The following is a 26,682-nucleotide window of genomic DNA, read 5'->3' as shown; positions in this document are numbered from 1 at the left end:
CGCTGCGCCGGTCGCCGCGTGCGCTCGTCGCGCTCGGCGCGGGCGTGGCGACCGTGCTCGCCACGTCGTACGCGACCGCCGGTGGCGCCGGGATCGTCGCGTTGGCGCGGCGCGGCCGGTCACCGTCCTGGAACACCCCCTGGCAGTTGCTCGTGCCGGTCCTCGGAAGGCTCCCCTCCTGGCTGCCGTTGGCCGCGTTTCTGCTCGCGGCCGTGGTGACGGCCCGGCTCCTGCGCGACCGTACGCGCGGCCCGGTCTGGCTGGGACCGGCGCTGGCGGTGTGCACGGCCTGGGTGGTCACGACGCCGATCTACTACCCGTGGTACGAGGCGTTGGTCCTGCCGCTGGTGGCCCTGGCACCCGCGAGCCGGCTGGACTGGGTGCAGCTCACCCGTGCGCTGGTCGCCACGGTCGGCTGCCTACCGGGGCTGGCGGTGCGGTTCGGCGGCACCTGGCTGCGCTCCGGGCCCCTGCCGTACGTGGTCCCCGGAGCGCTGCTGATGCTGGGGGTGCTGCTCCTGTTCGTCCGGCGCCCTCGCCGGCGATTCAGAGTCCCGGCATGAGGCCGAGGGCGGTCAGCACGGCCGGTACGACGACCAGGATCGTGCCCAGCAGCACCGGCGCGCCCACGACGCCGAGGACCCCGACGCCTCCGCGCAGCCCCTGGCGCCGCTGGTAGGAGACCGTCAGGACCCCGTAGCCGGCGGCGAGTGCCAGGAAGAACACCACGTAGGCGACGCTGCGGAGGGTGAGCTGGTCGGTGCTGCCCATCAGGCCCAGGCCGATGCCGATCGCCTCCACCAGACTGCCCAGGACGTACAGGGCGAGCAGCGCGAACGCGCCCCACAACAGCACGCCCAGGCGCTCCGGGGAAAGGAGCCGCGGGCGCTTGGCGACCGACAGCAGGGCCACCGCCGCCCCCAGCGCCTTCAGCCCGACGACGAGCCAGTTCATCACGGCGATCCCGGATGCATACTCGGCGTAGGGACCACCGCCGAAGCGGTCCGTCATCTCGAAGACGACGTTGATGACGGCGAACCCGCCGCAGAGCAGGGCCACCAGAGCGGCCGTCACGATGACGCCGGCGCCGGGGCGCGTCCGAGCCTGGTGACGATCGGTTATGGAAGCGGTAAGAGCCATGCCGACAGTGAATCCGGCCCCGGCGGCCGCGTCCTCCCCCACGTGGGGGAGGTTCGGTGACCGGGGCCGGATTCGGAGCCGGATCAGGCGGAGATCTGGACGGGAGTGCCGAGCGGCAGCATCTTCGCCAGCTTCGTGATCATCGTGTTGCTGATGCGCACGCACCCGTGGCTGACCGAGGTGCCCAGCAGCTTGGGCTGGTTGGTGCCGTGGATGCCGATGATCGGGTCGTGGCCGTTGAACTGGGTGAGCGCGGTCGACTGTCCGGACAGCCCGTACGCGTACGGCCCGTAGTCGCCGTTCGGGTTCGGCGGCTGCAGCAGTTCGGTGAGGTAGTAGGCGCCGCCCGGCGTCGGGGTGTCGGACTTGCCGATCGCCGCCGGGGTGCTGATCAGCACCTTCTTGCCCTGGTAGAGCTTCAGGCGGTGGGCCGACTGGAGCACCTGGAGCCAGTAGCCGGTCTTGGTGGTGCGGACCTCGCGGGTGGGGATCCAGCCCGTGCTGCCGTTCGGCTGCACCGGGAGGAACACGTGCAGCCATCCGGGCTTCTGGTCGATCACGAGGAAGACGCGCGGCGCGCCGTCGGGGTTTGGGCTGTGCAGCTGGACGCTCGGCGACGGGTCGTCGGCCGCCTGGTAAATGTGCACTGTCGCGGTGCGCGCGGTGGCGATCGTGCTGGGCCCGGCGCCGAAGTCGTACGACGCCGTGGTGGGCTTGGCCGCCGGGGCGTCCCCGGTCGGCTTGGTGCTCGCGGCCTTGTGGTCGGACCCGCCGCAGCCGGCCAGTGTGAGGCTCAGCACGGCGCCGGCCGCCGCGACGGCCGCTCGCGCTCCCGGGCTGAATGACATCTGTCCTGCTCCTCGAAATGACGTCGGTGACGCGGACGGCCCGGGAACACGGGTGTTCCCGGGCCGACCTGTTTCGATCTTCGTCAGCCGGTGAACTCGGGCTGGGCCTTCACGGGAGTGGCGGGACGCGCCTCGCCGCTCGGCGGGGTGACCGGCTTGGGGGCCTCACTGGTCTTGGTCGGCTTCGGGGTCGGCTTGGGCTTCTCCGACGGCGGGGCCGAGGGCTTGGTGCCCTTGCAGTGCTGCTTGAGCAGGCCGATCGCACCGTGCCGCTGCCAGACCGGCAGGTTCCGCTGGTCGGGACGGAAAGCGGTGACGATCACCTTGCTGGCGTGCGTCGCGAGCAGAACGGTGCCGCGGGCGGGCACGCTGATCTTGCCCTGGCTGTGGCCGCCCTTGTTGTCGGTCCACGTGGCGGGCACGGAGCCCCAGCCGTTGGGGTTGCTCAGCAGCCAGGTCGCCTGGCCGTCCTTGCCGCAGAGCGAGTGGAGCTGGAGAGCGGGGTCGCGGTCACTGCAAGCCCAGGCGGGAGCGGCGGCCATCGTGGTGACGGCGACGGCCGCGGCGGCTCCGGCCAGGGTCAGACTCGCCTTCTTCAGGCGCATGGAGAATTCCTCCTGCTGAGGAGTGGTCGTTGACACGCCATGAGACAGAACCATCATTGGCGCATCGCGCACACTATCGCCCACAAGACGCTTATGCCGCTTTAGTAACAAACCTTTACCGTTAGGTCATATTGCCGTCCGTAGCCACGCTTCTCCCATCAGCATCTTTGTCCGCTCCCCCGCCCCGGGGATGGAAGATGGCGAGATGGGATACTTGGCGGCGCCATGATCTCTTTGCATGATCCCTCCGCACGGGGTTTCAACAGCGACAACTGCGCCGGCGTCCATCCAGAGGTCCTCGCCGCGATCGCCACGGCCAACGGCGGTCACCAGCCCTCGTACGGCGGTGACGTCTACACCGCACAGCTGCGCGAGATGTTCAAGGAACACTTCGGCGAGCGGGCCGAGGCGTACCCGGTCTTCAACGGCACGGGCGCCAACGTGATCGGCCTGCGGGCGCTGACCGAACCCTGGTCGGCGGTGATCTGCGCCGAGACCGCCCACATCCACCTCGACGAGGGCGGCGCGCCGGAGAAGGTGGCCGGTCTGAAGCTGCTGCCGGTGCCGGCCCCCGACGGCAAGCTGACCCCCGCCCTGATCGACCGGCAGGCCTACGGATGGGGCGACGAGCACCGCGCCCAGCCACGCGTCGTCTCCCTCACCCAGAGCACCGAACTCGGAACGCTCTACACGGCCGGGGAGATCGCCGAGATCTGCGCGCACGCCCACGGGCTCGGCATGCTGGTGCACGTCGACGGCACCCGGCTCGCGAACGCCGCCGCAGCCCTCGACCTGCCCTTCCGCGCCTTCACCACCGACGCGGGCGTGGACCTGCTGTCGTTCGGCGGCACCAAGAACGGCCTGCTGTACGGGGAGGCCGTGGTGGTGCTCTCCCCCGAGGCAGCCCCGGGAATGCCCTACCTCCGCAAGGCCGCGATGCAGCTGTCGTCGAAGATGCGGTTCGTGTCCGCCCAGTTCATCGCGTTGCTGGAGGACGACCTGTGGCTCCGCGGCGCCGGCCACGCCAACGCGATGGCCACCCGGCTCTATGCGGCCGTACGCGACCTGCCGGGCGTCGTGGTGCCGCGTGTCCCGCAGGCGAACGCGGTGTTCGCCCGTCTCGACCCGGGGGTGGCCGAGCGGCTGCGCGAGCGGTTCCGCTTCGAGACGTGGGACCGGGCCACCGGCGAGGTCCGCTGGGTGTGCTCATTCGACACGACCGAGACCGACGTCGACGGCCTCGCCGCCGCCCTCGCCGGCGAACTCCGTTGAGGGCGGCGGCCGGTCCGGGAGTCAGGCCGCCTTCGGCGCCAGGCGGCCGCTCTCCGTGGGGTTCCACAACCGCCGGCGGCGGTACTTCGGCGTCCACGCGAGCCGGTTGATCGCCCGGACGGGCGCGGGCAGGTTGGCCAGGAACCGGCGGCGGTCGTCGCGCGAGATCCCGTCGATGATCCACGGAACGTACGCCGCGGCGCCCTTCACGCCCTGGCGGCGCGCCATCGCGCGCCCGAACTCCTTCCAGTCGGCGGGCGTCATCACCTCCTGGATCAGCGGCAGCGCCTCGTTCTCCTCGTGTTCGAGGTGCTGGTCGAGCACTGCCGTGAGCGTCTCGACGCGCGCGGCCAGGTCGGCGGCGTTCGCCTCCAGCGCCCCGCCGAACTCCTCCAGCAGCGGGTCGAGCCGCCCGTGCTCGGCCTCCATGTCGGCCAGCAGCGCCAGCGCGTCCGGCCGGTCCTTGACCCGCTCGGTGAGGCGGGGCCACAGCCACTCGTCCTCGACGGTGTGGTGGACGTGGAGCTGGTCGGTGAAGTTGTCCCAGCCCGCCCGTACCTCGCGTGTGGCCGCGCGTCCGTCGACGACGGCGGCCTCCAGGCGCACGAGGTCACGGCGGAACGCGTCGTGGGTGACGTACATCATCGTGAAGTCGATCTCGTCGGTCATGAAATCTCCTGCAGTTCGTCTTCGGTGAGTGGAAGGCCGTGCGGGTTGGCCGACGGCTCGCGTACGCCCCGGAGGGCCAAAGCGGCGAGCACGCCGACGAGGAGCACGCCCGCGGCGACGAGCATCGTGGGCCGCATCGCGTCGACGAAGCCGTGCCCGAACACCTGCCCGGCGGCGGTCTGGATGCGATGGGCCAGGTCCGCCGGCACATCGGCGGGCGGCTTCAGGCCGTTCTGGCCGCCCGTGCCCAGATGCCGGCCCGCCTGGTCGAAGCCATGGACGAACGGGCCGCGGGCGGACGGCGGGAGCTCGGCGGCGCGCTGGTGCGCCTGTTCGCGCAGCGCGGTGACGAGGCGGGCCTGGAGCACGGCGCCGACGACGGCCCCGGCGAGCACCGACCCGACCTGCCGCAGCGCGTTGTTGACGCCGGAGGCCGCGCCGGACAGCTCGGCCGGCACGTTGCGCATGACCTCCGAGGCCATCGGCGTGAACGTGCACCCGGCGCCCAGGCCGGTGAGGAACAACGGCGCGAGGATGCTCACGCTGCTCCCGCCGGCCTCCGCGACCACGGCCATCCACACCATCCCGCCCGCGAACGCCGTCATGCCGCCCATCAGCAGGTACTTGGCGCCGAGACGCTCGGACAGCACCCCGGCCGGCCCGGCGCTGACGACCGATCCGGCGGCCAGGACCAGCATCACGAGCCCTGCCCGCTGCGCGCTGAACCCCAGGACCGACTGCAGATAGATGGTCAGCGGCAGGGACAGCCCGACGACGCCGAACGACACCGCGATGCCGACGATGTTGACGACCGAGAAGCCGCGGTCGCGGAACAGGGAGAAGGGGACCAGCGGCTCGTTGTCCTGCCGCCCGCGCTCGTAGGCCAGGAACCCGGCCAGGAGCAGGGCCGCCGCGGCGATCGTCGCACAGATCCCGCCGTTCCAGTCGTACTTCTCCCCCTCGATCAGGCCGAACGCCAGGCAGAACAGTGACGCGGAGGCGAGCACCACGCCGGGCAGGTCGAAGCGGTGCCGGACCGTACGCCGCGCCGCCGGCAGGACCAGCAGGCCCGCGGCGATCACGATCACGCCGACCGGCACGTTGACGAAGAAGATCCAGCGCCAGTCGAGCCGGCTGACCAGCAGCCCGCCGAGGCTCGGCCCGACCACCCCGGACAGGCCCGCGGTCGCGCCCCAGATGCCGAGCGCCGCCCCTCGCTTACCGGCCGGGAACACCTCGACGATCACCGACAGCGTCTGCGGGATGATCATCGCCGCGCCGACGCCCTGCGCCGCGCGGAAGGCGATCAGCTCGGCCGGCCCCTGGGAGAGGCCGCAGGCCAGGCTCGCCAGGGTGAAGACGGCGATGCCGGACAGGAACAGAGTCCGCTTACCCCGCAGATCGCCCAGACGTCCGGCGGTGATCAGCAGCACCGCCAGCGCGAGCGCGTACGCGTTCCCGACCCAGAGGATCTGGTCCAGCGACGCGCCCAGCCGGTCGACCATGTCCGGAATCGCGATGTTGACGATCGTCAGATCCAGCAGCGTCATGAAGAATCCGAGCGCCAGCACCGCCAGGGTCGCCCACGGATTCCCCCGCCATTTGTTCATGGGGTTCCTCTTTCTCGTGACTCCGCAGCACAAGAGGGTCCGAGGGCCGGAGAGTGTGACGTCGATGAGCGTGATACAGGTCACGTGGCCGGGATGTCACACTGCGAGGGCGGAATTCCTCTCAGGGGGTGAGTGCACAGGAGGCCCGAGGATGAACCGACCTTCAGGCGAGGCGAACCGGCCCGGAACGGCTCCGGCGGATCCGGGGCGTTCGCGAGATCCGGGGGACGCCGCGACCGGGATGTTCCTGGACCACCGCGAGCTGCTGTTCTCCGTCGTCTACAACATGCTCGGCACCGTCGCCGACACCGAGGACGTGCTGCAGGAGACGTGGCTGGCGTGGTCGGGTGCGTGGCCCTCTGCGTCGATCACCAGCCCGCGGGCGTACCTCGTGCGCATCGCGGTGAACCAGGCGCTGGCGCGGCAGGCGAGCATCAGCCGCCGCCGCGAGAGCTACGTCGGCCCCTGGCTGCCGGAGCCGCTGGTCACCGACGCCGCCGAGGACGCGGCGGAACAGACCGTACGGGGCGAGTCGGTCTCGATGGCGATGCTCGTGGTGCTGGAGACCCTGACGCCGCTGGAGCGGGCGGTCTTCGTGCTGAACGAGGTGTTCGGGTACGCCCACACGGAGATCGCCGAGATCCTGGACCGCTCACCGTCGGCCGTACGGCAACTGGCCCACCGCGCCCGCTCGCACGTCCAGGCGCGCCGCCCGCGCTACCAGGCCGACCCGCAGGTGCAGCGGCAGGTGACCGAGCACTTCGTGGCCGCGGCGTTCGGCGGTGACATGGGCGCCCTCCTGGAGCTCCTGGCGCCGGACGTCACGATGTGGACCGACGGCGGAGGGGCGGCGCAGCACAGGGGCGGCCTCCGCCCGATCCAGGGCCGGGAGAAGGTCGCCCGCCTCATCACGAACGTGACGTCACGCCTGCCCGAGGACCTGGCCGTCCGCTACCGCACCGTGAACGGCGACCCGTCCGCGGTGGTCTTCAACGAACACTCCCCGTTCGCCGTGATGGTGCTCGACCTGGCCCCGGACGATGACCGGGTCCGCGGCATCTACGGCGTCACGAACCCGGACAAGCTCGCCCACATCGACGAAGACTGAACCGCGGAGGATCAGGCGCCGACGGGCGGCGCGGAGGCGGCGATCGCCCGCGCCCGTCCGACCATGTCGTTCGCCCAGGCGCCGGTCTGCTGGGCCGCCGGGAACTGCACCGTGTGGTAGAGACCCCCGGGCCCCGTGACGGTGATCGTGACGAACCCGGTGTAGCGCTTCTCCTTCATGAGCAGGAACAGCAACCCGAGCAGGCAGAAGATGAAGAAGAGGATGGCCAGCACGATCGCGACCGCCGGAATGCCCTCGGTGACCTGTGTGGAGTCCTGCACCGTCCACGTGGTCCCGTTCAGCGGAAACCGCCCCTGGGGCACGATGACATAAGTCGGGGTGACGGAAATGTCCCCGATTGACAGCAACACAGGTTCGTTGTCCGGCGGCGGCATCATGCCCGGCGGCGGAGGAGGGTAGCCCATGGGGCATACAGTACGGCCTCCGGCACTCCGGTCTTGCGCCTTTCCGCGGCCATTTCCGGCAAACTCGTCGCCGACGGCGGATCTCCCGGCCGCCTGTGGCCGCCGAGGCGGTGCCCGTCAGCCCAATGACACCGCCCCGGCGGAGAACCGATGCGGTCAGGAACGCGCCTTGTCCTGCTTCCAGGACAGCGGGCCGGGCAGGTCGTACCTCTGCCTGCGCGACCTGGAATTCCACGACCAGCGCCCGAACTTAATGGTCCACGACGAGAGACCGTTCTCGGTGAAATTGAAGATCAGCGGGCCGAATTTCTTACGCTTGCGGAACATCAGACCCATTGCTGTTGCTCCCTCCAAATGGCAGGCGCCCCAGCGATGCCCCCAATACGGGGCCCTAAACCTGGGATGTCCTTCACCCGTGAGCGCGGCCGCGCCTCATCGTCTCCCGCTCGCGCGGGGGCTGCTCGGCGGTCTCCGGGGCGCGAGCGCGTTCGCGGGCCCTGGCGCGGCGGCGGACGGCCAGAGCCGCGCCGGCCAGTGCGCACAGGACGAGGAGGAGCAGGAGCAGGACCGCCCACAGGGTGTTCCAGGCGTGCGTCGTCGTCCTGACGACGGCGAGCGGGGCGGTCGAGCCCGCCGCGTCGGTCATCAGCGGAGTGACGGTGACGGTCGCGGCCGGTCTCAGCGCGGGAGCCACTCCTCGTACCGGCACGGACACCTTCCAACTCTCGCCCGGGAGCAGTTGGGGCGAGTCGCCGATCCGGCCGGCGCGAACGCCCGAGCCGCCGAGGAGCCCGGCCACGGACACCGTCTGCCGGGCGGCGAGGATGGCGTTGCCCGTGTTGTGAATCGTGTACGTGACGGTCGCGGCGCCCCTCCCGAACGGAACGGGCGTGCCCGAGTAGCGGACGTGCGGGTTCTCCACCGACAGGCTCGGCTTGAGCGGTCCGCCCACGCGAAGGCGGATCCGGATGCCGACGCGCCGGTCCACCGCGGCGCCGCCCGATGCGCCGGCCTGCGTCAGCGAGGTGACGATGCCACCCATGTGATCGCCGGCCGCGGCGTCGTCCGGCAGGGCGACCGTGAACGGCACTTGGACCGACTCGCCGGGCCGAACCGTCAGGTCGGGCCGGTCCGGATGGACCCACGCACCCACCCCTGTCGACTTCACGCCCCGGGTGACCAGGTCGAACCGGCCGTCCTTGGTGGTGAACCCGTCGGCGGCGTACACGGCCAGGCGCAGCGGCGTGGTGCCGTGGTTGGCGACCACGAGACCGTCCTGGAGCCGCCCGCCGGGGTCGAGGGTGTAGCTGTAGTTCTGCCGGTCCGACCCGAAGTCGCCGGCCGCCGTGCCGACCGTCCAGGGGACGTCTCCGTCCGCCGCGGCGGCAGGGCCGGTCTCCGCTCCGAGGAGTCCGAGCACGGCGAGCAGCGTCACGACGGCCACCCGGGCGAGGGCTCCGGCCGCCGTGGTCGTACGCGGTCTGGGCAGATGCGTCATCTGTGGTCCTCGGGCGGTTCTGCGGCGGGGCGGGAAGAACGACGTGCGGTCGGGGCGGGCACCCGCCGGTGCCCGCCCCACCGGGTGGATCGGGCCGAGATCAGCTCAGCGCGGTGAACGTGACGTTCTTCGACCCGCCGCCGGGCGCCTGCTGGACCCAGGCGGGCTTGCCCGGGACGCCGGGCCTACCAGGCTTGCCAGGTTTACCAGGCTTACCGGGCTTGCTCGGCTTGTCGCTGTACGGGCGGATCACTACCTTGTCGACGAGAGAGCCGACCGGCTTGGCGCTGCTTGCGCCGCTGTCCGGTCCGCACCAGGACACCTTGCCCAGTTCGACCGCGGCGTTGGGACCGGCGCAGGTGCCGCTGCGGACGTTCTGAACGACGATCTTGTTGTCGCGCACCTCGACCTTCACGTAGGTACGGACGTGCTCCTGGTTCTCGACCGAGTTGGCCCAGTGGTTCTTGGGGTTCAGCGGGTCGGGACCGTAGTTCGGGTCCTTGGTCGTGTCCGGAGCGGTGAGGTCGTAGTACTTCGAACCCGACGCGGAGTTGGCCGTCACGTAGATGACGCCGCCCGGCCCCTGAGCCACCTGCGCGGCGCCGGGCCGCTCGCCCGGGTTCGCCTTCTTCCCGTTCTTGATGACGTAGCTGCGGGAGTAGCTGTGGTCGTGGCCCTGCAGGACCAGGTCGACGCCGAGCTTGGAGAAGGCGGCCGGGAAGTCCTGACGGCGCTGCTGGTTGTCGCTGTCGTTCGCGTGGTCGGCCGGCGAGTAGATCGAGTGGTGGTAGACGAGCACCGTGTACTTGGCCTTGGCTCCGTGCGCCTTGATGACGTCGCGGACGTAGCCGAGGTGCGCGGCGTCGGAGCCGTTGGCGTAGGCGTTGCTGTTCAGGTCGATGAACAGGACACCCTTGTACGTGTACCAGTAGTCGCCGCCCGACTGGGTGGCCGGGCTGCCGGCGTAGAACGGCGCGGAACGGTCGGTGTTCGGCGTCCAGAAGTGCTGTTCGTACGCCTTGCCGCCGACGTCGTGGTTACCGATGGTGGCGGCCCAGGGGTACCGGCGCAGCTTGTCGGGCTGGAGGAAGGCGTTCCACTGCGTCTCGTCGTTGGCGCTCTCGACCTGGTCACCGCCGGAGACCAGCAGTTCGGCCCTCGGGTTGGCGGCGAGGGAGACGTTCACGGTGTCCTGCCACCCGGCGCCGTCCTTCGCCGTGTCGCCGGACGAGCCGATCTGCGGGTCGCCGTAGAACAGGAAGTCGAAGTTCCCCTTGAAGTCCTGGGTCTTGAAGGAGTACGTCGGTGACCAGTCGTTCCCGGAGCCGACGCGGTAGGAGTAGGCGGTGTTCTTCCTCAGGTTGTCGATCGTGGCGTGACCGTTGTAGCCACCGCTCACACCGTTCGCGGCGACGGTGGCCGGGAACCTGACGGCGTTCTTGGGGAACCGGCCCCTGACGAGCTTGGAGGTCGGCGCGACCTGCACCACCTGTGCGGTGTCGGCCGAGGTGTACCAGGAAACGACGCGCTGCGCCTCGGTGGCGCCGACGCTGAGGATGATGCCGGTGGTCGTCGTACCGCTGTCGGTGCCGGCCGAGGCCGTCAGGCCACTGCCGAGCACCGCGGTGACGCCGATGACCGCCGCGGTGGCCCCCACGGCCACCCGACGTCGAACCGGCCCGGGGCCCTCTGTCCAGTTCTGGAGGTTCATAGGGTTCCGTCCGTTTTGGGATAGTAAAAGCTAGGTCAAGCTTTCGCAAAGCGGTGTCCAAGGGGTGAACGGAAGGCGGGCGGGTGGTTGCGCGAGCCGGAAGTTGTGACGTGATCTTTCAGAGGATTCGCTGGACGAACCACACCAGGCCCATCACGGACACGCCGGCGGCGATCGCGCCGGTCGTCCACAGCCCCGCCGTCGGCCGGCGGTGGCGCAGCAGACCGAGCGCCGGGAAGACGGCGATGATGATCGCCAGTTGGACGACCTCGATGCCCACGTTGAACACGAGCAGCGACCACAGCAGCGTCCACGACCACGCCTGTTCGATCCCCAGCGCCGAGGCGAAGCCGAGCCCGTGCACGAGCCCGAAGCAGAACACGACCGCGAGCCGCGTCCAGCCCGCGGCGTCCAGGCTGAGGTGCCCGTGACCGGCCGCCTCGAGGTCCGTGGCATGTGATCGGCGCCGCCAGATCCGCCACAGATGCCAGCCCGCGACGACCGCGATCGACAGGGCGATGACCGGCTCGACGAGCGACGCGGGCGCCCGTACGAGGCCGAGGGCGGCGAGGACGAAGGTCACCGAGTGGGCCAGCGTGAAGGTCGTCGCCGCCAGCACGATCTCGCGCAGGCGGCGCGACCCCGCGATGAGCGCCAGCAGGAACAGGATGTGATCGATCCCGGTGAGCAGGTGCTCGGCGCCGAGCCGGAAGAACTCCCAGAACCGCTCGGCCCAGGACTGCCGCGTGGAGAACGACGGATGCTGCGCGTCGAGGGCCGCGCTGCCGGAGCGCAGGTCGAGGTCGTACGTGACGATCGTCTTGGTGCCGCGTACGTAGCCCTCGGAGTCCGGGAACAGCCCACTGCGCACCTCATGCGCGTCCGCGGCCTCCGGGCACCGGTAGTCGAGCACCAGCAGCCCGTACGGGACGCCCTCACGCTGCTCGATCCTGAAGCCGCCGTCCCGTACCGGGGCGCACGGCCTCCCCTCGGCCGTGACGCCGAAGCGCCGGGTCACGTACGCGACGACCGAGCCGGCGTGGGCGTCGAGCGCGGCCTTCTGCGCCGCCCGGTCACCGGCCTTGAACGCCGCGTCGCCCGCGCGGAAGAGCGGGTCGTCCTTCTGGTAGTCGGCGGCGGAGACGACGAGCAGGTCGTACTCCAGCCCGAGCTCGGCATGGACATGCCCGGTCGCGGGCGAGGTGAGGTCGACGTACACGGTCGAGCTGAACCCGTGGGCGACGGCGGGCAGGGCGCTGAGCAGGACGGCCAGGGCTGCCACGGCCACGGCGGCGGCGACAGCACAGGCACGACGCCGGACGGCGTGGAACATGTGACTCCTCATTCGGATGCGAGACGCAATCTGGTCGGCGCGAATGAACGGCCGGCGTCTCACACGCGAACCGATGAGGAACCACACCCGACGGAGGCGGCCTCCCGTCCCGAAAACCGCAAGTCATGGGGTAGTAAGTAGGCGCACCCGTGACCCCGCCGGAGGCCGATCCCCGATGCGCTCTCGACTTCTGCCCGCCGCCACGCTGGCCGCGGCAGTGGCGACCGCCGTACTGACCGGCGGATGCGGCTCCGGCGACGACTGGTCCCGGCCGCACGCGAAGCCCACCCTCATCGGCCGCCTCGGCCCCGGGTTCTCCGACCCGGCCCGGTCGCCCGCCCCGGAGTCGACGATCAAGCCACGCCCCGGCTCGTGGGACGACGCCCGCCCGTCCGAGGGCTACCGCGTGGTGCTGCTCACCGCCGGGAAGGACGCCCAGACCAGGACACTCGCGGACGCCGTGGGAAAGTGGGCCGAAGAGGAGCACGTCAGCCTCAAGACCGTCACGGCGACGAGGCCGGACCGGCTCATCCCGTCCATCACCAGCGCGATCGACCTGGAGCCCGACCTCATCATCAGCGCCGGCAACGATCTCATCGACCCCCTGGCCACGGTCACCCCCAACCACCTCGACCGGCAGTTCCTCGTGGTCGGCGCCGAACTGGCCGAGCCGACGGCGAACGTCACCGCCGCCGACTGGACCGGCGCGTCATTCCGCGGCGAGGGCCTCGGCATGTCCTCGAACTACGATCCCGCCACCTTCACCCCCGAACGCGCCGCGCACGCCGTCCGCGCCGGTGTCGCGGCCGTGCTGAACGGTCTGACGGGGCTCGTGATCTGGCTGGACTAGGGCCGGGGTGACCGGCTGGTCACGAGGACGGTCCGGGCCAGCCGGCGCAGGGCACGACCTCGAATCCCCGGCTGGGGAAGACGGTGTCCATGAAGAAGTCGTGCATCGCCGGATCGCCGTCGGCGCAACCGTCCCGCAGCACGGTCACCTGGTAGTCACGGTCTGCCGCGTCGTAGCACGTCGCAGCCACCATCGCGCTGGTCGCGACTCCGGCGATCGCGAGAGTGTCGACGCCGCTCGCGCGGAGCACAAGGTCGAGGTCCGTGCCGGCGAACGCGCTGGCGCGGCGTTTAATCACGACCACGTCCTCGTCGGCGACCGGCAGAGCGATCTCGTTTCCGGCCGATCCCTCGTGGAAGGCGTCCCCGGCCTCGTAGAACGTCCTGAACAAGGCATTGCCCGGCGGCAGGTCCGCCCCGTTGGCCCGGAAGCCGAAATACACGAACACGACGAGAGCGCCGGCCGCACGGGCGCGCGGGAGCAGTCCGGTGAGCGGCGGCACGACCTGCCGGGCGAACGGATAACCGCCCGTGATGCCTTGCTGGACGTCGCCGATGATCAATGCGGTGGTCACGACCTGCTCCCGTTCAATGTCCATCCGGCGCGCTGAGGCCGGCAGGACACCTCCGGAGCGCGGCAGGTCACTCGGCCCGCGCGACACCCACCGGGCAGGACACGCCGGTGCCACCCACGCCGCAGTAACCGTTGGGGTTCTTATCGCTCGAAAGATACTGCTGGTGGTAGTCCTCGGCGAAGTAGTACTCCCCGGCCGGCTGGATCTCCGTCGTGATGGCGCCGTAGCCCGCCGCCGTCAGGACCTTCTGGTACGACTCCTTCGACGCGAGGGCGGCCTCGCGCTGGGCGTCCGAGTGGGTCAGGATCAGGGAACGGTACTGCGAGCCGACGTCGTTGCCCTGCCGCAGGCCCTGGGTCGGGTCGTGGCCCTCCCAGAACACCTTCAGCAGCTGCTCGTACGTCACCACCGACGGGTCGAACACCACGCGGACCACCTCGGCGTGGCCCGTCAGGCCCGAGCAGACCTCCTCGTACGTCGGGTTCGGCGTGTAGCCGCCCGCGTAGCCCACCGAGGTCGACACGACGCCCGGCACCTGCCAGAACTTGCGTTCCACTCCCCAGAAGCAGCCTTCGCCGAACTCGGCGATCTCCGTGCCCGGCGGGTACGGCGGGGCGAGGGGGGCGTCGAGGACGGTGTGGCGCGGCGCGACGGGCATGGCCTGGTCGCGGCCCGGCAACACCTGGTCCGGCGTCACCATCGAGGTCTTTCCGAATCCGAACACCCTCCCAAGGTTATCCGGCCGACCCAGGCCACCCAAGACATCACCAATACCAAAAATGACTCCTTACGATACGATGACGCCCGTGTCTGAAATGCGGCGTGGGGTCCTGTGCGGAGTCGCGGCCTACGTTCTCTGGGGCCTGTTCCCGCTCTACTGGCCGCTTCTGAAGCCCGCCGGTTCGATCGAGATCCTCGCGCACCGCATGATCTGGTCGCTGGTGGCGGTCGGCGTCATCCTCACCGCGCGGCGCCACTGGCGCTGGATCAAGACCCTCAAGGCCGGGCGGGTCGCGCTCCTCGCCCTCGCCGCCGTGGTCATCACGGTCAACTGGGGCACCTACATCTACGCCGTGAACAGCGGGCACACGATCGAGGCCGCCCTCGGTTACTTCATCAACCCGCTCGTCAGCGTCCTTCTCGGCGTCCTGGTCCTCAGGGAACGCCTGACCTCATGGCAGTGGGCGGCGGTCGGCATCGGCGCCGCGGCGGTCGTCGTCCTCGCGATCGACTACGGCCGCCCGCCCTGGATCGCGCTCGTCCTGGCCGGTTCCTTCGGCACGTACGGGCTGCTGAAGAAGTTCGCCGCGACACCGTCGGCGGAGAGTCTCACGGTCGAGACGGCCGTCCTCTTCCTGCCCGCCCTGGCCTATGTGATCTTCCAGCCGCACCCGACGTTCACCAGCCACGGCACCGGGCACCTGGTCCTTCTCGCCGGCGCCGGCGTGGTCACCGCGGTGCCGCTGATGCTCTTCAACTCCTCCGCCACGCGAGTGCCGCTCACGGTCATCGGCATGCTGCAGTACCTCGCCCCGATCCTGCAGTTCCTCATCGGCCTAGTGGTCCAGCACGAGGAGATGCCGGCCAGCCGCTGGATCGGCTTCCTGCTCGTCTGGGTGGCACTGATCCTCCTCAGCGCCGACGCCGCACGCACCGCGCGAAGAAGCCGCCGCGTCGCAGCGGAGCCCGAGCCCGTCGGCGTCTAGGCCCGCTCGTCGGCGGTGTTGAGGAGGCGGGCCGTCTCGGCGGTGAAGATCGGGCTGTAGGACCGCCACTCCTCGCTGCCGCCCTCCTGGTACCCGCCGATCACGCCGACGACGTGTCCGGTCTGGGTGCGGGCGTCGTAGTCGCTCAGCCAGGGGCTGCCGCTCGTACCGCCGTAGAAGCCGTGGCAGTCGAACCGCATCTGGGTCCTGCTCTGCCGGTACGCGCGGCCGGCGCAGCCGACCGGGCGGTCGGCCGGGTAGTTCTCCTTCGCCGGATAGCCCGCGATGACCACTCGGATGCCGGGCCCCTGGTTGATCTCCAGGGTGTTCGCCCCGACCACGTCGGCGATGCGGTGGCCGCCCATGACCTGCACGGCCGCGAACGCGAAGTCCAGGTCCGGGTCGCCGCGCTGGAGCCAGCGCTTGTCCGCCACCATCAGCCAGACCGGCCAGGTGCCGTACGGCCGGCGTCCGGCGGCGTAGCGCGGCACGAACACGATGTGCCGGTGCCACGTGTGCGCGCTCTGGCTGTAGAGGCAGTGCGCCGCGGTCAGCAGCATGTTCCGCTTGGGCGTACGGACCACGCTCGCGGTGCAGTAGTGGCCGCCCGACCCGCTGTTGAAGAACAGCGCGCCGATCACGCGGCTGCCCGCCACGCTCCGCGCCACCGGCACCTCCATCGCCGACCCGGAACGGGCCCCGCGGGCGCCGAGCGGCGTCGCGCGCGCCATCCGTTGCGGCGTCCAGTAGGCCACGGCCGCGGACCCCCGGTCGGCCGACGTCACGACTCGCGCGGAGGCCTCCGGGACGTATGACAGGAGCGGCACGGCGGTCAGGACACCGCAGAGCAGGACTTTCACCGAGCCTCCGAGTATGCGCAGCGGACACGAGCGATTCCATCGTCGTTCAGACGTGCAGCGGATTCCCGCAGGTCAGAGGGCGTGTCGTGATCAGTTGAGGTCAACAGACGGACCGGAGTCGGCAAACACCCGTCCTTCGGCGGGCCGCCGCGGCGAGACCTCGGCTAGCGTGCGGGGCCAGACCAGAGGGGGAATGGTTGTGCGTGCTGTCCGTACGGCGGCCCTCGCCTGCGCCGCGACGCTCGCCGTCGCCGGCCCCGCGGCAGCCGGCTCGATCACCGTGACGCCCGGCTCGCCCCACGTCGGCCAGCAGGTCCACATCAGCGTCCCCGGCTGCGCGACCGGGCCGACCACGCACGTCGCCGTCTCCCCGGCCTTCACCGCCAACGTCACGCTCTACGGCAAGGCCGACACCGGCGACGCCGACCCGACGATCCGCCAGGAGCTCAAGCCCGGCAGCTACCCGATCACGGCGTACTGCGGCGCGGGCACCGTCAACGGGACGGTCTCCGTCGTCGCGGACGACAACCCCTCCGGCGGCCAGGGCGGCGGGGCGAGCAACTGGCCGCTCATCGTCGTGCTGGTCGTCGTCGCCGGCGTCATCGCCGCGTTCGTGCTGGGCCGGCGCGGCAAGCGCGTCAGCTAGTACGCGTCAGGACGTAGTCGCACAGGGACATGAACGCCGCGCGGGCCGGCCCGTCGACGAGCGTGGCCAGCTCCGCATGCGCCTCCTCCACCCACGTGCGCAGATCGGCGCGGGCCCGGTCCATGGCCGGGTTGGCGCGCAGCAGCGCGAGCGCCTCCGCGTGCCGCGCGTCGTCGGACAGGTCCGAGTGGAGCAGCTCTCGCAGGCGGGCGTCCTCCGGCGACGTGGACCGCAGGACGTGCAGCATCGGCAGCGTACGGACGCCCTCGCGCAGATCGGTGCCGGGCGTCTTGCCCGACTCGGCCGAGTCGGAGGCGACGTCGAGGATGTCGTCGGAGAGCTGGAAGGCGATGCCGATCTTCTCGCACACCGACGTGAGCGTGCGGACGACCTCCGGGGCGGCGCCCGCGAGCAGGGCGCCCAGGTGCCCCGAGGCGGCGATCAGCGACCCCGTCTTGCCCGCCAGGACGTCGAGGTAGTGCTGTAGCGGGTCGACGCCCTCGGCCGGCCCCGCCGTCTCCTCGATCTGGCCCTGGACCAGCCGGGCGAAGGTGCGGGCCTGGATCCGCACCGCCTCCGGGCCGAGGTCGGCCAGGACGTCGGAGGCACGCGCGAACAGGTAGTCGCCGGTGAGGATGGCGACGGTGTTGTCCCAGCGGGAGTTGGCCGAGGCCTCGCCGCGGCGCATCACCGCCTCGTCCATCACGTCGTCGTGATACAGCGTCGCCAGGTGGGTCAGCTCGATTACGACCGCGGCCGGAACGACGCCCGGCGCCTCCGGGTCGCCGAACTCCGAGGCGAGCAGCACCAGCATCGGCCGGAACCTCTTGCCGCCCGCCTCGGCGAGATGGCGGGACGCGTCGCTCAGCAGCGCGTAGTCACTTTGCACCGAACTCCGCAGCAGGTCCTCCACTGCGGACAACCGCTTCAACAGATCCGCTGCGAGTGTGTCATCGACGGCCGGAAGGCCCAGAAGGGCACTACTCACAGACTCTCCCGAGGGGTCAGCGAACGAAGAACTGGCTGGCGGCCGACTGGGCCAGATGAAGCGCAGGCCCCGGAACCACGCCGAGGACAACAGTAGCCAACGCGCCGACCGCCACTGCCGTCGTACTGGTCGGACTGAGCACGACGGAGGGTCCGTCGGCGGCGGGGTCGCTGAAGAACATCAGCACGATGACGCGGACGTAGAAGAACGCGGCGATCGCCGAGGACACCACGCCGACGATCACCAGAGGCATCGCACCGCCCGCCATCGCGGCCTGGAAGACCGCGAACTTTCCGGTAAATCCGCTGGTCAGCGGGATACCGGCAAAGGCCAGCAGGAAGAGCGCGAACGCCCCGGCGAGCACCGGCTGGCGCTTACCGAGCCCGGCCCAGCGCGACAGATGCCACGCCTCGCCGCCCGCGTCGCGGACCATCGTGATGATCGCGAACGCGCCGACCGTCGTGAAGCCGTACGCCGCGAGATAGAACAGTGTGCCCGACAGGCCCGCCTTGTTCGTGGCGATGACACCGGTCAGCAGGAAGCCGCCGTGCGCGATCGACGAGTAGGCGAGCATCCGCTTCACGTCCCGCTGCGTGATCGCGACGATCGCGCCGAGGAGCATGGTGAGGATGGCCACCGCCCACATCACCGGCCGCCAGTCCCAGCGCAGCGTCTCGAACCCGACGTAGAACACCCGCAGGATGCCGCCGACGGCCGACACGAGCACGCACGAGGCCATCAGCGCCGTGATCGCCGTCGGGGCGCCCTGGTAGACGTCCGGCTTCCACACCTGGAACGGCGCGGCGCCCATCTTGAACAGCAGCCCGACGCTGAGCAGCGCGACGCCGGCGAGCAGCAGGGGCTCCATGCCGCCCTTCTGGCTGATCGCGGTCTGGATGTCCGACAGGCGCACCGAGCCGGCGAAGCCGTACAGCAGCGCGGTGCCGTACAGGAAGAACGCCGAGGAGAAGGCGCCGAGCAGGAAGTACTTGACCGCGGCCTCCTGCGAGAGGAGGCGGCGGCGCCGGGCGAGGCCGCACAGCAGGTACAGCGGCAGCGACAGGACCTCCAGGGCCACGAACATGGTCAGCAGGTCGTTGGCCGCCGGGAAGATCAGCATGCCGCCCACCGCGAAGAGCATGAGCGGGAAGACCTCGGTCTGGATGATGCCCGCGACCAGGCTCTCGCGCTCCTCCGTGGTGCCCGGCACCGAGGAGGCCTGCGCGGTGAACGGGCTCGGCTCGTGCCGCCGCTCGGCGATGAGGAGCAGCGACATCAGCGCGAGCACGAGGATCGTGCCCTGGATGAACAGGGTCGGCCCGTCGACGCCGATCGCGCCCAGGGCCGCGACGTGGTGCGGGGTGTGGTGCTGCCACAGCACCAGCCCGAAGATGTCCGCCTTCGAGATGCCCATGACGAGCGTCCACACGAAGGCCACGACCAGGCCGGCCAGCGACACCCACACCTGCGCCCAGTAGCGGTAGGCACGGGCGACGAACGCCTCGATGAGCACGCCGACGGCCGCCGCGCCGAGCACGATCAGGATCGGGGCGAGCCGCCCGTACTCGATGTGCGGGGCCGAGATGCTCCCGGCCGCGACACTGACCTGACTCACGGGCGGATTCCCTTCTCCGCGATGGTCGGCTGCGGGTCGTGTTTCTCGACCTTGACCATCGTCTGCTTCACGGACGGGTTGATCATGTTCAGCGCGGGCTTCGGGTAGAAGCCGAGGACGACCAGGAGCGCCAGCACCGGCGCGATGACGACCAGTTCACGCTTGGACAGATCCCGCATGCCGACCACCTTCTCGGTCGGCGGGCCGCTCATCGTGCGCTGGTACATCCACAGGATGTAGACGGCGGCCAGGACGATGCCGCTCGTGGCGATGATCGCCGGCACCTTGTAGCGCGTGAACGTGCCCACGAGGACCAGGAACTCCGACACGAACGTGGACAGCCCCGGCAGTGAGAGACCGGACAGGCCCGCGACGAGGAACGTGCCGGCGAGCAGCGGGGCGACCTTCTGCACGCCGCCGAAGGCGTCGATCCGGGACGAGCCGCGGCGGGCGATGAGGAAGCCCGCGACGAGGAACAGCGCGCCGGTCGAGAAGCCGTGGTTGACCATGTAGAGCGTCGCACCGGTCTGCCCCTGCGTGGTCATCGCGAAGATGCCCAGCGTGATGAAGCCGAAGTGCGAGATCGAGGTGTAGGCGATCAGGCGCTTGATGTCGATCTGGCCGATCGCCAGCACCGCGCCGTACACGATGCCGATGACCGACAGCGTCAGCACCACCGGCGTGAACCACTTGGCCGCGCCGGGGAACAGCTCCAGGCAGAACCGCAGCATGCCGTACGTGCCGACCTTGTCCAGCACGCCGACGAGCAGCACGGCGGCACCGGCCGGCGCCTGGCCCGCGGCGTCGGGCAGCCACGTGTGGAACGGCACCAGCGGCGCCTTGATCGCGAAGGCGACGAAGAAGCCGAGGAACAGCCACTTGGCCGTGGTCGGCTCGATGTGGAGGTTCCGCAGCTCGCCGAACAGGAAGGTGCCGTGGCCGGCGTTGGCCGACACGACGTACAGGCCGATCACCGCGGCGAGCATGAGCAGCCCGCCGAACAGGGAGTACAGCAGGAACTTCACCGCGGCGTACGAGCGCTGCGCGCCGCCGTAGGACCCGATGATGAAGTACATCGGGATGAGCATGGCCTCGAAGAACACGTAGAACAGGAAGATGTCGGTCGCCGCGAAGACGCCGATCATCATGGCCTCGAGGGTCAGCAGCAGCGCGAAGTACGCCTTCACCGAGCGCTTCGGCGGGGCGTCCACGCCGCCGGAGCGCTCCGCGTCGTTCCAGGAGGCGAGCACGACCAGCGGCACGAGGATCACCGACAGCAGGATCAGCACCAGCGCGACGCCGTCGACGCCGACCGCGTAGTGCACGCCGAACTGCTTGATCCACCAGTACTTCTCGGTGAACTGGAAACGCGGCCCGCCGTTGTCGAAGCCGATCGCCATGACGATGGCGAGGACGGCGACGACCAGCGTGACGGCCAGCGCGGTGACCTTGGCGAGCTCGTCCCTGCCCTTCGGCAGGAACGCCACCAGCAGCGCCCCGAGTGCGGGGATCGCGATGAGCGCCGTCAGCATGTCAGATCCTCACCAGGAGCAGGGCGCCGACGACGAGGGCGGCACCGAAGAACATGGACAGTGCGTACGAGCGGACGAAGCCCGTCTGCACCCGCCGCACCCGGCCGGACGTGCCGCCCACGAAGGCGGCGATGCCGTTGACGAGACCGTCGACGCCACGACCGTCGAAGTAGACGGTCAGGCGGGTCAGCCACTGGCCGGGCCGCATGAACAGCGACTCGTTCAGCGCGTCGCCGTACAGGTCCTTGCGGGCCGCCACGACCGGGAAGCTCCCGGCCGGGGCGGTGCGCGGCACCGGGCGCCGCAGGTACTGCAGGTACGCGAGGCCCACTCCGACGACCATCAGCACGAACACGACGACGGTGTACGGAGTGATCACCTTGTGCGACTCCTCGGGCGCGCCGATGACCGGGGCGAGGAAGTTCGCGAACCGGTCGCCCGCGATCAGGAAGGCGCCGCCCGCGACCGAGCCGACGGCCAGCAGGATCAGCGGGATCGTCATGACCGAGGGCGACTCGTGCGGGTGGACGTCCTCTTCCCAGCGCTTCTCGCCGAAGAACGTCATGAACATCACGCGCGACATGTAGTACGCGGTGATGCCCGCGCCGATCAGCGCCACCCAGCCGAGGACCTGGCCGGACGTACCGCCCTTGTCGAAGGCCGCGTCGATGATGCCGTCCTTGGTCCACCAGCCGGACAGACCCGGGAAGCCGATGATCGCCAGGTACCCGAGGCCGAACGTCGCGAAGGTGATCGGCATGACCTTGCGCAGGCCGCCGTACTTGCGCATGTCGACGTCGTCGTTCATGCCGTGCATGATCGAGCCGGCGCCGAGGAAGAGCCCGGCCTTGAAGAAGCCGTGCGCGATGAGGTGCGCGATCGCGAAGACGTAGCCCGCCTTGCCGATGCCGGCGGCGAGCATCATGTAGCCGATCTGCGACATCGTCGAACCCGCGAGGGCCTTCTTGATGTCGTCCTTGGCGCAACCGATGAGCGCACCGGCGATCAACGTGGCCGCGCCGACGATCGTCACCAGCAGGCGCGCCTGCGACGACAGCTCGAAGATCGCGTGCGAGCGGACGACCAGGTAGACGCCCGCGGTCACCATGGTCGCGGCGTGGATGAGCGCCGACACCGGGGTCGGGCCCTCCATCGCGTCCAGCAGCCAGGACTGGAGCGGGAGCTGGGCGGACTTACCGCAGGCGCCGAGCAGGAGCAGCAGGCCGATCGCGGTGATCGTGCCGTGGGAGGCCTCCGAGGCGTGCCCGAAGACGTCGGTGAAACTGATCGAACCGAACGTGACGAACATCAGCATGATCGCCACCGACAGGCCGAAGTCACCGACCCGGTTGACGATGAAGGCCTTCTTGGCCGCCGTGGCCGCGCTCGGCTTGTGCTGCCAGAACCCGATCAGCAGGTACGAGGCGAGACCCACGCCCTCCCAGCCGACGTACAGGCCGAGGTAGTTGTCGGCGAGCACGAGCAGGAGCATGGACGCCACGAACAGGTTGAGGTACGCGAAGAACCTCCGCCGGTCCGGGTCGTGGGACATGTAGCCGATCGAGTAGATGTGGATCAGCGAGCCGACCCCGGTGATCAGCAGGACGAAGCTGATCGACAGCGGGTCGAGCAGGAGATTCACATTGGCCTTGAACGACCCGACCGAGACCCACTGGTACACGTGGACCAGCCGCGTCCGGCCGTCTCCGGGCTGGCCGAGCATCTGCACGAACGCGGCGACGCCGACCACGAAGGACGCGAGCGACATCGCGACGCCGAGCAGGTGGCCCCACTTGTCGGTACGGCGGCCGCCGAGCAGCAGGATCGCGGCACCCACGAGCGGGAACGCGATCAGCAGCCACGCGGCGGACTGCACACCCTGGGCCGCCTGCGTGTGCAGTTGCGGCTCGGCGGCGGCTAGAAGGTTCGTCATCGAGTGGTCCTCAGTACTTCAGCAGGTTCGCGTCGTCGACCGACGAGGACTTGCGGCTCCGGAAGATCGCCATGATGATCGCCAGCCCCACGACGACCTCGGCCGCGGCCACCACCATCACGAAGAACGCGATGATCTGCCCGTCGAGGGCGCCGTGCATGCGGGAGAAGGCCACGAACGCGAGGTTGGTGGCGTTCAGCATGAGCTCGACGCACATGAAGATCACGATGGCGTTGCGGCGAATGAGCACGCCGACCGCGCCGATCGTGAACAGGATGGCGGACAAAGCCAGATAGTGCCCGGTCACTTCTCCTCCTCGGCCGGTGAGGCCTCGTCCTCGGTCTTTTCGACCTCGACCTGGCCTTCCACCTGGCCCTCGAGCACCGCCTTGACCGTGGCGGTGCCGTGGCGGAGCGCCGACTCGGGCCCCTCGCCGTGCAGGTCGTCGTGCGAGCCGCCGCGGCGGCGGGCGATGACCGGGCTGACCGACAGCTCCGACACCGACCCGTCCGGCAGCAGGGCCGGCATGTCGACCGCGTTGTGCCGGGCGTACGTGCCGGGCGGCGGCAGCGGCGAGACCTGGTCGCTCTTGATGCGCGCCTGGGACAGCTCGCGCTGGGTCGGCTTGGGCTTGAGGCGTTCGCGGTGGGCCAGCACCATCGCGCCCAGCGCCGCGGTGATCAGCAGGGCGCTGGTCACCTCGAAGGCGAAAATGTAGCCCTGGATGCCGCGGCCGGTGTTGGTGCCGAACAGCAGCTTGGCCAGGCCCATGACGTTGCCGCCGTCGGAGTTGGCCTTCGCCAGGCCCTCGCTCCGTGGCAGCGTCGCGTTGCCGATGCCGAGCATCAGCAGCACGCCGAAGCCGATGCCGGCGATCGCCGCGGCGACCCGCTGGCCCTTGATCGTCTCGACCATGGACTCGGTCGAGCTGACCCCGACCACCATGATGACGAACAGGAAGAGCATCAGCACCGCGCCGGTGTAGACGATCACCTGCACGAACGCCAGGAACGGGGCCTCGTTCACGGCGTAGAACACCGCGAGGGACAGCATCACCACGGCGAGCAGCAGCGCGGAGTACACGACCTTCCGCATGAAGATCATGCTCAGCGCCGCGGCGACGGACACGATGGCCAGGACCCAGAAGATCCCCGACTCACCGGTCTGATGCGCCCCGGCCGCCACTACGTTCACGAGGCCTCCTTCGTCGGAAGAGCGACCAGGGTGCTGTGCCTGCCAATTCGCTCGCTACGCTCCCTCATTTGACGCCCTCCTCGTGTTCTTTGGAGGCGCCGAGGAGGTAGTAGTCCTCTTCGGTCTCCCCGAGCCGCATCTCGTGCGGCGGGAGCTCCATGCCCTCCGTCAACGGCGCGAGCAGCATCTCCTTGGTGTAGATGAGGCTCTCGCGGCTGTCGTCGGCGAGTTCGTACTCGTTGGTCATCGTGAGCGCCCGCGTCGGGCACGCCTCGATGCACAGGCCGCAGAGAATGCAGCGCAGGTAGTTGATCTGGTACGTCCGGCCGTAGCGCTCACCCGGGGAGTAGCGCGCCTCTTCGGTGTTGTCGGCGCCTTCGACGTAGATCGCGTCCGCGGGGCAGGCCCACGCGCACAGCTCGCAGCCCACGCACTTCTCCAGGCCGTCGGGCCAGCGGTTGAGCTGGTGGCGGCCGTGGAAACGCGGCGCGGTCGGCTTCTTCACCTCGGGGTATTCGACCGTCTCCACCTTCATGAACATCTGGTGGAAGGTGACACCGAACCCCTTGACCGGGTTCAGGAAATCAAGCACGGGTGGCCTCCGTGGAGTTGTTCGCACGGGCGTCTCCGGCACCGTGGTAGTGCGGCGCGTCGAGCGGGGGCACCGGGAACCCGCCCGCCATCGGATCCGGCTCCGGCGCTCCCGTCTCCTGCGCCGCCTCGGCCTTCGAGCCCGAGGCCCGTTCCCAGATCACCGAGATGATGAGCAGGACGATGATCACCGCCGCCGCGATGAGCATCACCGGGCGCATGTCGTGCTGCTGGTTGCGCAGCGCGCGCACCGCCGACACGAACAGGATCCATCCCAGCGACACCGGGATGAGGACCTTCCAGCCCAGCCTCATCAGCTGGTCGTAGCGGACGCGCGGCAGCGAGGCCCGGACCCAGACGAAGCCGAAGATGAAGAGCCACATCTTGACCAGGAACCACAGGATCGGCCACCAGCCGGAGTTGGCGCCGGACCAGACCCCGGTGATCGGCCACGGGGCGCGGTAGCCGCCGAGGAACAGCGTCGTGGCCAGCGCCGACAGCGTCGCCATGTTGATGTACTCGGCGAGGTAGAACATCAGGAACTTCAGCGAGGAGTACTCGGTGTGGTAGCCCGCGACCAGCTCGCCCTCGCCCTCGGGGAGGTCGAACGGGATACGGCCCGACTCCCCCAGCATCGTGAACAGGTAGATCACGAACGAGGGGAACAGCAGGACGACGTACCAGGACGGGTAGTGACCGGTCATGCCGAGGAAGTGGTACGTGCCGCCGTGCGCCTGGGCGTTCACGATCTCCGAGGTCGACAGCGACCCGGCGAACAGGAACACCGCCACGAACGACAGGCCCATCGCGATCTCATAGGAGATCACCTGGGCGCTGGAGCGCATGCCGCCGAGCAGGGAGTACGGCGACATCGACGACCAGCCGGCCAGCACGAAGCCGTACACGCCCATCGAGGACATCGCCAGGACCAGCAGCACCGCGACCGGCAGGTCGGTGAGCTGCAGCGGCGTCTTGTGACCGCCGATCGAGACGATGCCGCCGAACGGGATGATCGAGAACGACACCAGCGCGGGCGCCGCGGCCATCACCGGGGCGAGGAAGAAGACGATCTTGTCCACGCCGCGCGGGACGATGTCCTCCTTGGTCGCACCCTTGACGCCGTCGAGCAGCGACTGCAGCAGGCCGAGCGGCCCGGCGCGGTTCGGGCCGGGGCGCAGCTGCATGCGGCCGATGATCCGGCGCTCCGCCCAGACGGCCATGAGCACCGTCAGCAGCAGGAACACGAAGATCACCAGCGCCTTGGCGCCGATCAGCCACCACGGGTCGCAGCCGAACGAACCAAGGCCGTACGGCTTGCCCGTGCACTGTTCGGTCCGCGGCGTGGCAGAGGTCAGCGCCTCCGCGAGGACGTGTGTGGCGATCATGCGGCCTCCTGCGTCGGGTGAGTGATCACCGGCGCGCTGTGCTTACGGGTTCGCTCGCTCACGCCACGCTCCCGTTCTGGATCTTCACGACTCCTCCGGCCTGGACGCCGAGATCGCGGTAGACCGCCGAACCCGGTGAGTTGGCCGGCACCCAGACCACGCGGTCCGGCATGTCGGTGATCTCCAGCGGCAGGGTGATCTCGCCGTGCGCCGTGGCCACGGTGACCTTCCCGTCCGCTCCGATCTCCTCCGCGGTGGCCGCGCTCAGCCGGGCGACCGCGGTCTTGGCGGTGCCGGCGAGGTACGGCTCGCCGTCCTGCAGGCGGCCCGCGTCGAGCAGCATCCGCCAGGTCGCCAGGACCGCCTCGCCGGCGCCGGGCTCGCTCGCCACCTTGGCGGCGACGCTCGGCGAACTCGGGCGCGTGCCCTTGAAGCCGCCCAGCGTGGCCAGCTCGCGGCGGGCCGACGCGGAGTCGGGCAGGCCGAGGTGGACGTCCATCAGGTCGGCGATCGTGGCGAGCACCTTAAGGTCGGGCATGGCCTGCCGTACCTTCAGCACGGCCTCGAACGGGCGGCCGCGGCCCTCCCA

27 protein-coding genes and 1 pseudogene are annotated in these 26,682 nt (G+C 69.9%); 6 read left to right on the top strand and 22 right to left on the bottom strand.

What is annotated here, in order from left to right; all coding sequences use genetic code 11:
- The coding region (locus ACFFNX_RS10360; RefSeq protein ID WP_378198566.1) for a hypothetical protein at positions 1-563 on the top strand (563 nt) is incomplete at its 5' end.
- Here ACFFNX_RS10360 and ACFFNX_RS10355 read toward each other — a convergent pair.
- From ACFFNX_RS10355 to ACFFNX_RS10345, 3 genes are all read right to left on the bottom strand, one after another.
- Positions 547-1,074, bottom strand: coding sequence for a hypothetical protein (locus ACFFNX_RS10355; RefSeq protein ID WP_378198560.1), 528 nt, complete (start codon positions 1,072-1,074; stop codon positions 547-549). The genes ACFFNX_RS10360 and ACFFNX_RS10355 overlap by 17 nt on opposite strands.
- 149 nt (positions 1,075-1,223) lie before the next feature.
- Positions 1,224-1,988, bottom strand: a complete 765-nt coding sequence (locus tag ACFFNX_RS10350; RefSeq protein ID WP_378198557.1) for a L,D-transpeptidase — start codon at positions 1,986-1,988, stop codon at positions 1,224-1,226.
- Positions 1,989-2,071: 83 nt separating this feature from the next.
- Positions 2,072-2,593, bottom strand: coding sequence for a hypothetical protein (locus ACFFNX_RS10345; RefSeq protein ID WP_378198554.1), 522 nt, complete (start codon positions 2,591-2,593; stop codon positions 2,072-2,074).
- A 225-nt stretch (positions 2,594-2,818) separates the two neighbouring features.
- Between ACFFNX_RS10345 and ACFFNX_RS10340 the strand changes: the two genes are divergently transcribed.
- Positions 2,819-3,865 carry a threonine aldolase family protein gene (locus ACFFNX_RS10340; protein ID WP_378198551.1) on the top strand — a complete coding sequence of 349 codons (1,047 nt, stop codon included), beginning with the start codon at positions 2,819-2,821 and terminating at the stop codon, positions 3,863-3,865.
- 21 nt (positions 3,866-3,886) lie between these two features.
- Here ACFFNX_RS10340 and ACFFNX_RS10335 read toward each other — a convergent pair whose 3' ends face one another.
- On the bottom strand, positions 3,887-4,534 hold the full coding sequence (locus ACFFNX_RS10335) for a hemerythrin domain-containing protein (RefSeq protein WP_378198548.1): 648 nt from the start codon (positions 4,532-4,534) through the stop codon (positions 3,887-3,889).
- Positions 4,531-6,144: an MFS transporter gene (locus ACFFNX_RS10330; protein WP_378198545.1), complete on the bottom strand. Its 1,614-nt coding sequence runs from the start codon at positions 6,142-6,144 to the stop codon at positions 4,531-4,533. The genes ACFFNX_RS10335 and ACFFNX_RS10330 overlap by 4 nt, the downstream gene beginning before the upstream one ends.
- A 151-nt stretch (positions 6,145-6,295) precedes the next feature.
- Here ACFFNX_RS10330 and sigJ point away from each other — a divergent pair, with 151 nt between their 5' ends.
- Complete coding sequence (gene sigJ, locus ACFFNX_RS10325) at positions 6,296-7,252, top strand: RNA polymerase sigma factor SigJ (protein ID WP_378198542.1); 957 nt, start codon at positions 6,296-6,298, stop codon at positions 7,250-7,252.
- An 11-nt stretch (positions 7,253-7,263) separates the two neighbouring features.
- Here sigJ and ACFFNX_RS10320 read toward each other — a convergent pair whose 3' ends face one another.
- The 5 genes from ACFFNX_RS10320 to ACFFNX_RS10300 all read right to left on the bottom strand — a co-directional run bounded on the left by ACFFNX_RS10320 (position 7,264) and on the right by ACFFNX_RS10300 (position 12,219).
- Positions 7,264-7,533, bottom strand: a complete 270-nt coding sequence (locus ACFFNX_RS10320) for a hypothetical protein (protein WP_378198539.1) — start codon at positions 7,531-7,533, stop codon at positions 7,264-7,266.
- 300 nt (positions 7,534-7,833) lie between these two features.
- Positions 7,834-8,013, bottom strand: a complete 180-nt coding sequence (locus ACFFNX_RS10315) for a DUF4236 domain-containing protein (RefSeq protein WP_329245254.1) — start codon at positions 8,011-8,013, stop codon at positions 7,834-7,836.
- 73 nt (positions 8,014-8,086) lie between these two features.
- Positions 8,087-9,175 carry a hypothetical protein gene (locus ACFFNX_RS10310; RefSeq protein WP_378198536.1) on the bottom strand — a complete coding sequence of 363 codons (1,089 nt, stop codon included), beginning with the start codon at positions 9,173-9,175 and terminating at the stop codon, positions 8,087-8,089.
- 100 nt (positions 9,176-9,275) lie between these two features.
- A complete protein-coding gene (locus tag ACFFNX_RS10305) occupies positions 9,276-10,832 on the bottom strand; it encodes a purple acid phosphatase family protein (protein WP_378198533.1) in 1,557 nt (518 codons plus the stop codon).
- A gap of 172 nt (positions 10,833-11,004) precedes the next feature.
- Complete coding sequence (locus ACFFNX_RS10300) at positions 11,005-12,219, bottom strand: HupE/UreJ family protein (protein WP_378198530.1); 1,215 nt, start codon at positions 12,217-12,219, stop codon at positions 11,005-11,007.
- A gap of 175 nt (positions 12,220-12,394) precedes the next feature.
- Between ACFFNX_RS10300 and ACFFNX_RS10295 the strand changes: the two genes are divergently transcribed.
- Positions 12,395-13,069: a type 1 periplasmic-binding domain-containing protein gene (locus tag ACFFNX_RS10295; protein WP_378198527.1), complete on the top strand. Its 675-nt coding sequence runs from the start codon at positions 12,395-12,397 to the stop codon at positions 13,067-13,069.
- Positions 13,070-13,088: 19 nt separating this feature from the next.
- Here the strand turns inward: ACFFNX_RS10295 and ACFFNX_RS10290 are convergent, their stop codons facing one another.
- Positions 13,089-13,643 (bottom strand): cysteine hydrolase family protein, encoded by a 555-nt coding sequence (locus ACFFNX_RS10290; protein WP_378198524.1) that lies wholly within the window; start codon positions 13,641-13,643, stop codon positions 13,089-13,091.
- Between the two features lie 67 nt (positions 13,644-13,710).
- A complete protein-coding gene (gene msrA, locus ACFFNX_RS10285; RefSeq protein WP_378198520.1) occupies positions 13,711-14,367 on the bottom strand; it encodes a peptide-methionine (S)-S-oxide reductase MsrA in 657 nt (218 codons plus the stop codon).
- A gap of 73 nt (positions 14,368-14,440) precedes the next feature.
- Here msrA and rarD point away from each other — a divergent pair, with 73 nt between their 5' ends.
- Positions 14,441-15,349 carry an EamA family transporter RarD gene (gene rarD, locus ACFFNX_RS10280; RefSeq protein ID WP_378198517.1) on the top strand — a complete coding sequence of 303 codons (909 nt, stop codon included), beginning with the start codon at positions 14,441-14,443 and terminating at the stop codon, positions 15,347-15,349.
- Here the strand turns inward: rarD and ACFFNX_RS10275 are convergent.
- Positions 15,346-16,209: a trypsin-like serine peptidase gene (locus tag ACFFNX_RS10275; RefSeq protein WP_378198514.1), complete on the bottom strand. Its 864-nt coding sequence runs from the start codon at positions 16,207-16,209 to the stop codon at positions 15,346-15,348. The genes rarD and ACFFNX_RS10275 overlap by 4 nt on opposite strands.
- 193 nt (positions 16,210-16,402) lie before the next feature.
- Between ACFFNX_RS10275 and ACFFNX_RS10270 the strand changes: the two genes are divergently transcribed.
- Positions 16,403-16,855, top strand: a complete 453-nt coding sequence (locus ACFFNX_RS10270) for a hypothetical protein (RefSeq protein ID WP_378198511.1) — start codon at positions 16,403-16,405, stop codon at positions 16,853-16,855.
- Here ACFFNX_RS10270 and ACFFNX_RS10265 read toward each other — a convergent pair.
- The 9 genes and pseudogenes from ACFFNX_RS10265 to ACFFNX_RS10225 form a co-directional block, all read right to left on the bottom strand.
- Complete coding sequence (locus ACFFNX_RS10265) at positions 16,848-17,843, bottom strand: polyprenyl synthetase family protein (protein ID WP_378198508.1); 996 nt, start codon at positions 17,841-17,843, stop codon at positions 16,848-16,850. The two genes, ACFFNX_RS10270 and ACFFNX_RS10265, sit on opposite strands and share 8 nt — an antisense overlap.
- Before the next feature lie 16 nt (positions 17,844-17,859).
- A complete protein-coding gene (nuoN, locus tag ACFFNX_RS10260; protein WP_378198505.1) occupies positions 17,860-19,458 on the bottom strand; it encodes an NADH-quinone oxidoreductase subunit NuoN in 1,599 nt (532 codons plus the stop codon).
- Positions 19,455-20,990, bottom strand: a complete 1,536-nt coding sequence (locus ACFFNX_RS10255) for an NADH-quinone oxidoreductase subunit M (protein ID WP_378198502.1) — start codon at positions 20,988-20,990, stop codon at positions 19,455-19,457. Before ACFFNX_RS10255 ends, nuoN begins: the two co-directional genes overlap by 4 nt.
- A gap of 1 nt (position 20,991) precedes the next feature.
- Positions 20,992-22,923: an NADH-quinone oxidoreductase subunit L gene (nuoL, locus tag ACFFNX_RS10250; protein ID WP_378198499.1), complete on the bottom strand. Its 1,932-nt coding sequence runs from the start codon at positions 22,921-22,923 to the stop codon at positions 20,992-20,994.
- Positions 22,924-22,933: 10 nt separating this feature from the next.
- Entirely contained in the window at positions 22,934-23,230 is a 297-nt protein-coding gene (gene nuoK, locus ACFFNX_RS10245) for an NADH-quinone oxidoreductase subunit NuoK (protein WP_285578394.1), read from the bottom strand.
- Complete coding sequence (locus ACFFNX_RS10240; RefSeq protein ID WP_378198495.1) at positions 23,227-24,117, bottom strand: NADH-quinone oxidoreductase subunit J; 891 nt, start codon at positions 24,115-24,117, stop codon at positions 23,227-23,229. Before ACFFNX_RS10240 ends, nuoK begins: the two co-directional genes overlap by 4 nt.
- Positions 24,118-24,181: 64 nt before the next feature.
- Complete coding sequence (gene nuoI, locus ACFFNX_RS10235) at positions 24,182-24,709, bottom strand: NADH-quinone oxidoreductase subunit NuoI (protein ID WP_378198492.1); 528 nt, start codon at positions 24,707-24,709, stop codon at positions 24,182-24,184.
- Positions 24,702-26,093 carry an NADH-quinone oxidoreductase subunit NuoH gene (gene nuoH / locus ACFFNX_RS10230; protein WP_378198489.1) on the bottom strand — a complete coding sequence of 464 codons (1,392 nt, stop codon included), beginning with the start codon at positions 26,091-26,093 and terminating at the stop codon, positions 24,702-24,704. Before nuoH ends, nuoI begins: the two co-directional genes overlap by 8 nt.
- A 58-nt stretch (positions 26,094-26,151) precedes the next feature.
- Positions 26,152-26,682, bottom strand: a pseudogene (locus ACFFNX_RS10225) (NADH-quinone oxidoreductase subunit G); the annotation flags it as partial.

The organism is Actinoallomurus acaciae (assembly GCF_042429965.1).
GTDB classification, from domain to species: domain Bacteria; phylum Actinomycetota; class Actinomycetes; order Streptosporangiales; family Streptosporangiaceae; genus Actinoallomurus; species Actinoallomurus acaciae.
The sequence above is the reverse complement of the archived record's forward strand: the minus strand, read 5'-3'. Positions and strand labels throughout refer to the sequence as shown.

Bases quoted from the DNA above. Each gene is read 5' to 3' on its own strand.
- ACFFNX_RS10350 (WP_378198557.1), bottom strand. From the start codon at position 1,988: ATGTCATTCAGCCCGGGAGCGCGAGCGGCCGTCGCGGCGGCCGGCGCC.
- ACFFNX_RS10345 (WP_378198554.1), bottom strand. From the start codon at position 2,593: ATGCGCCTGAAGAAGGCGAGTCTGACCCTGGCCGGAGCCGCCGCGGCC.
- ACFFNX_RS10340 (WP_378198551.1), top strand. From the start codon at position 2,819: ATGATCTCTTTGCATGATCCCTCCGCACGGGGTTTCAACAGCGACAAC.
- ACFFNX_RS10335 (WP_378198548.1), bottom strand. From the start codon at position 4,534: ATGACCGACGAGATCGACTTCACGATGATGTACGTCACCCACGACGCG.
- ACFFNX_RS10330 (WP_378198545.1), bottom strand. From the start codon at position 6,144: ATGAACAAATGGCGGGGGAATCCGTGGGCGACCCTGGCGGTGCTGGCG.
- sigJ (WP_378198542.1), top strand. From the start codon at position 6,296: ATGAACCGACCTTCAGGCGAGGCGAACCGGCCCGGAACGGCTCCGGCG.
- ACFFNX_RS10315 (WP_329245254.1), bottom strand. From the start codon at position 8,013: ATGGGTCTGATGTTCCGCAAGCGTAAGAAATTCGGCCCGCTGATCTTC.
- ACFFNX_RS10310 (WP_378198536.1), bottom strand. From the start codon at position 9,175: ATGACGCATCTGCCCAGACCGCGTACGACCACGGCGGCCGGAGCCCTC.
- ACFFNX_RS10300 (WP_378198530.1), bottom strand. From the start codon at position 12,219: ATGTTCCACGCCGTCCGGCGTCGTGCCTGTGCTGTCGCCGCCGCCGTG.
- ACFFNX_RS10295 (WP_378198527.1), top strand. From the start codon at position 12,395: ATGCGCTCTCGACTTCTGCCCGCCGCCACGCTGGCCGCGGCAGTGGCG.
- rarD (WP_378198517.1), top strand. From the start codon at position 14,441: ATGACGCCCGTGTCTGAAATGCGGCGTGGGGTCCTGTGCGGAGTCGCG.
- ACFFNX_RS10270 (WP_378198511.1), top strand. From the start codon at position 16,403: ATGGTTGTGCGTGCTGTCCGTACGGCGGCCCTCGCCTGCGCCGCGACG.
- ACFFNX_RS10255 (WP_378198502.1), bottom strand. From the start codon at position 20,990: ATGCTGACGGCGCTCATCGCGATCCCCGCACTCGGGGCGCTGCTGGTG.
- nuoL (WP_378198499.1), bottom strand. From the start codon at position 22,923: ATGACGAACCTTCTAGCCGCCGCCGAGCCGCAACTGCACACGCAGGCG.
- nuoH (WP_378198489.1), bottom strand. From the start codon at position 26,093: ATGATCGCCACACACGTCCTCGCGGAGGCGCTGACCTCTGCCACGCCG.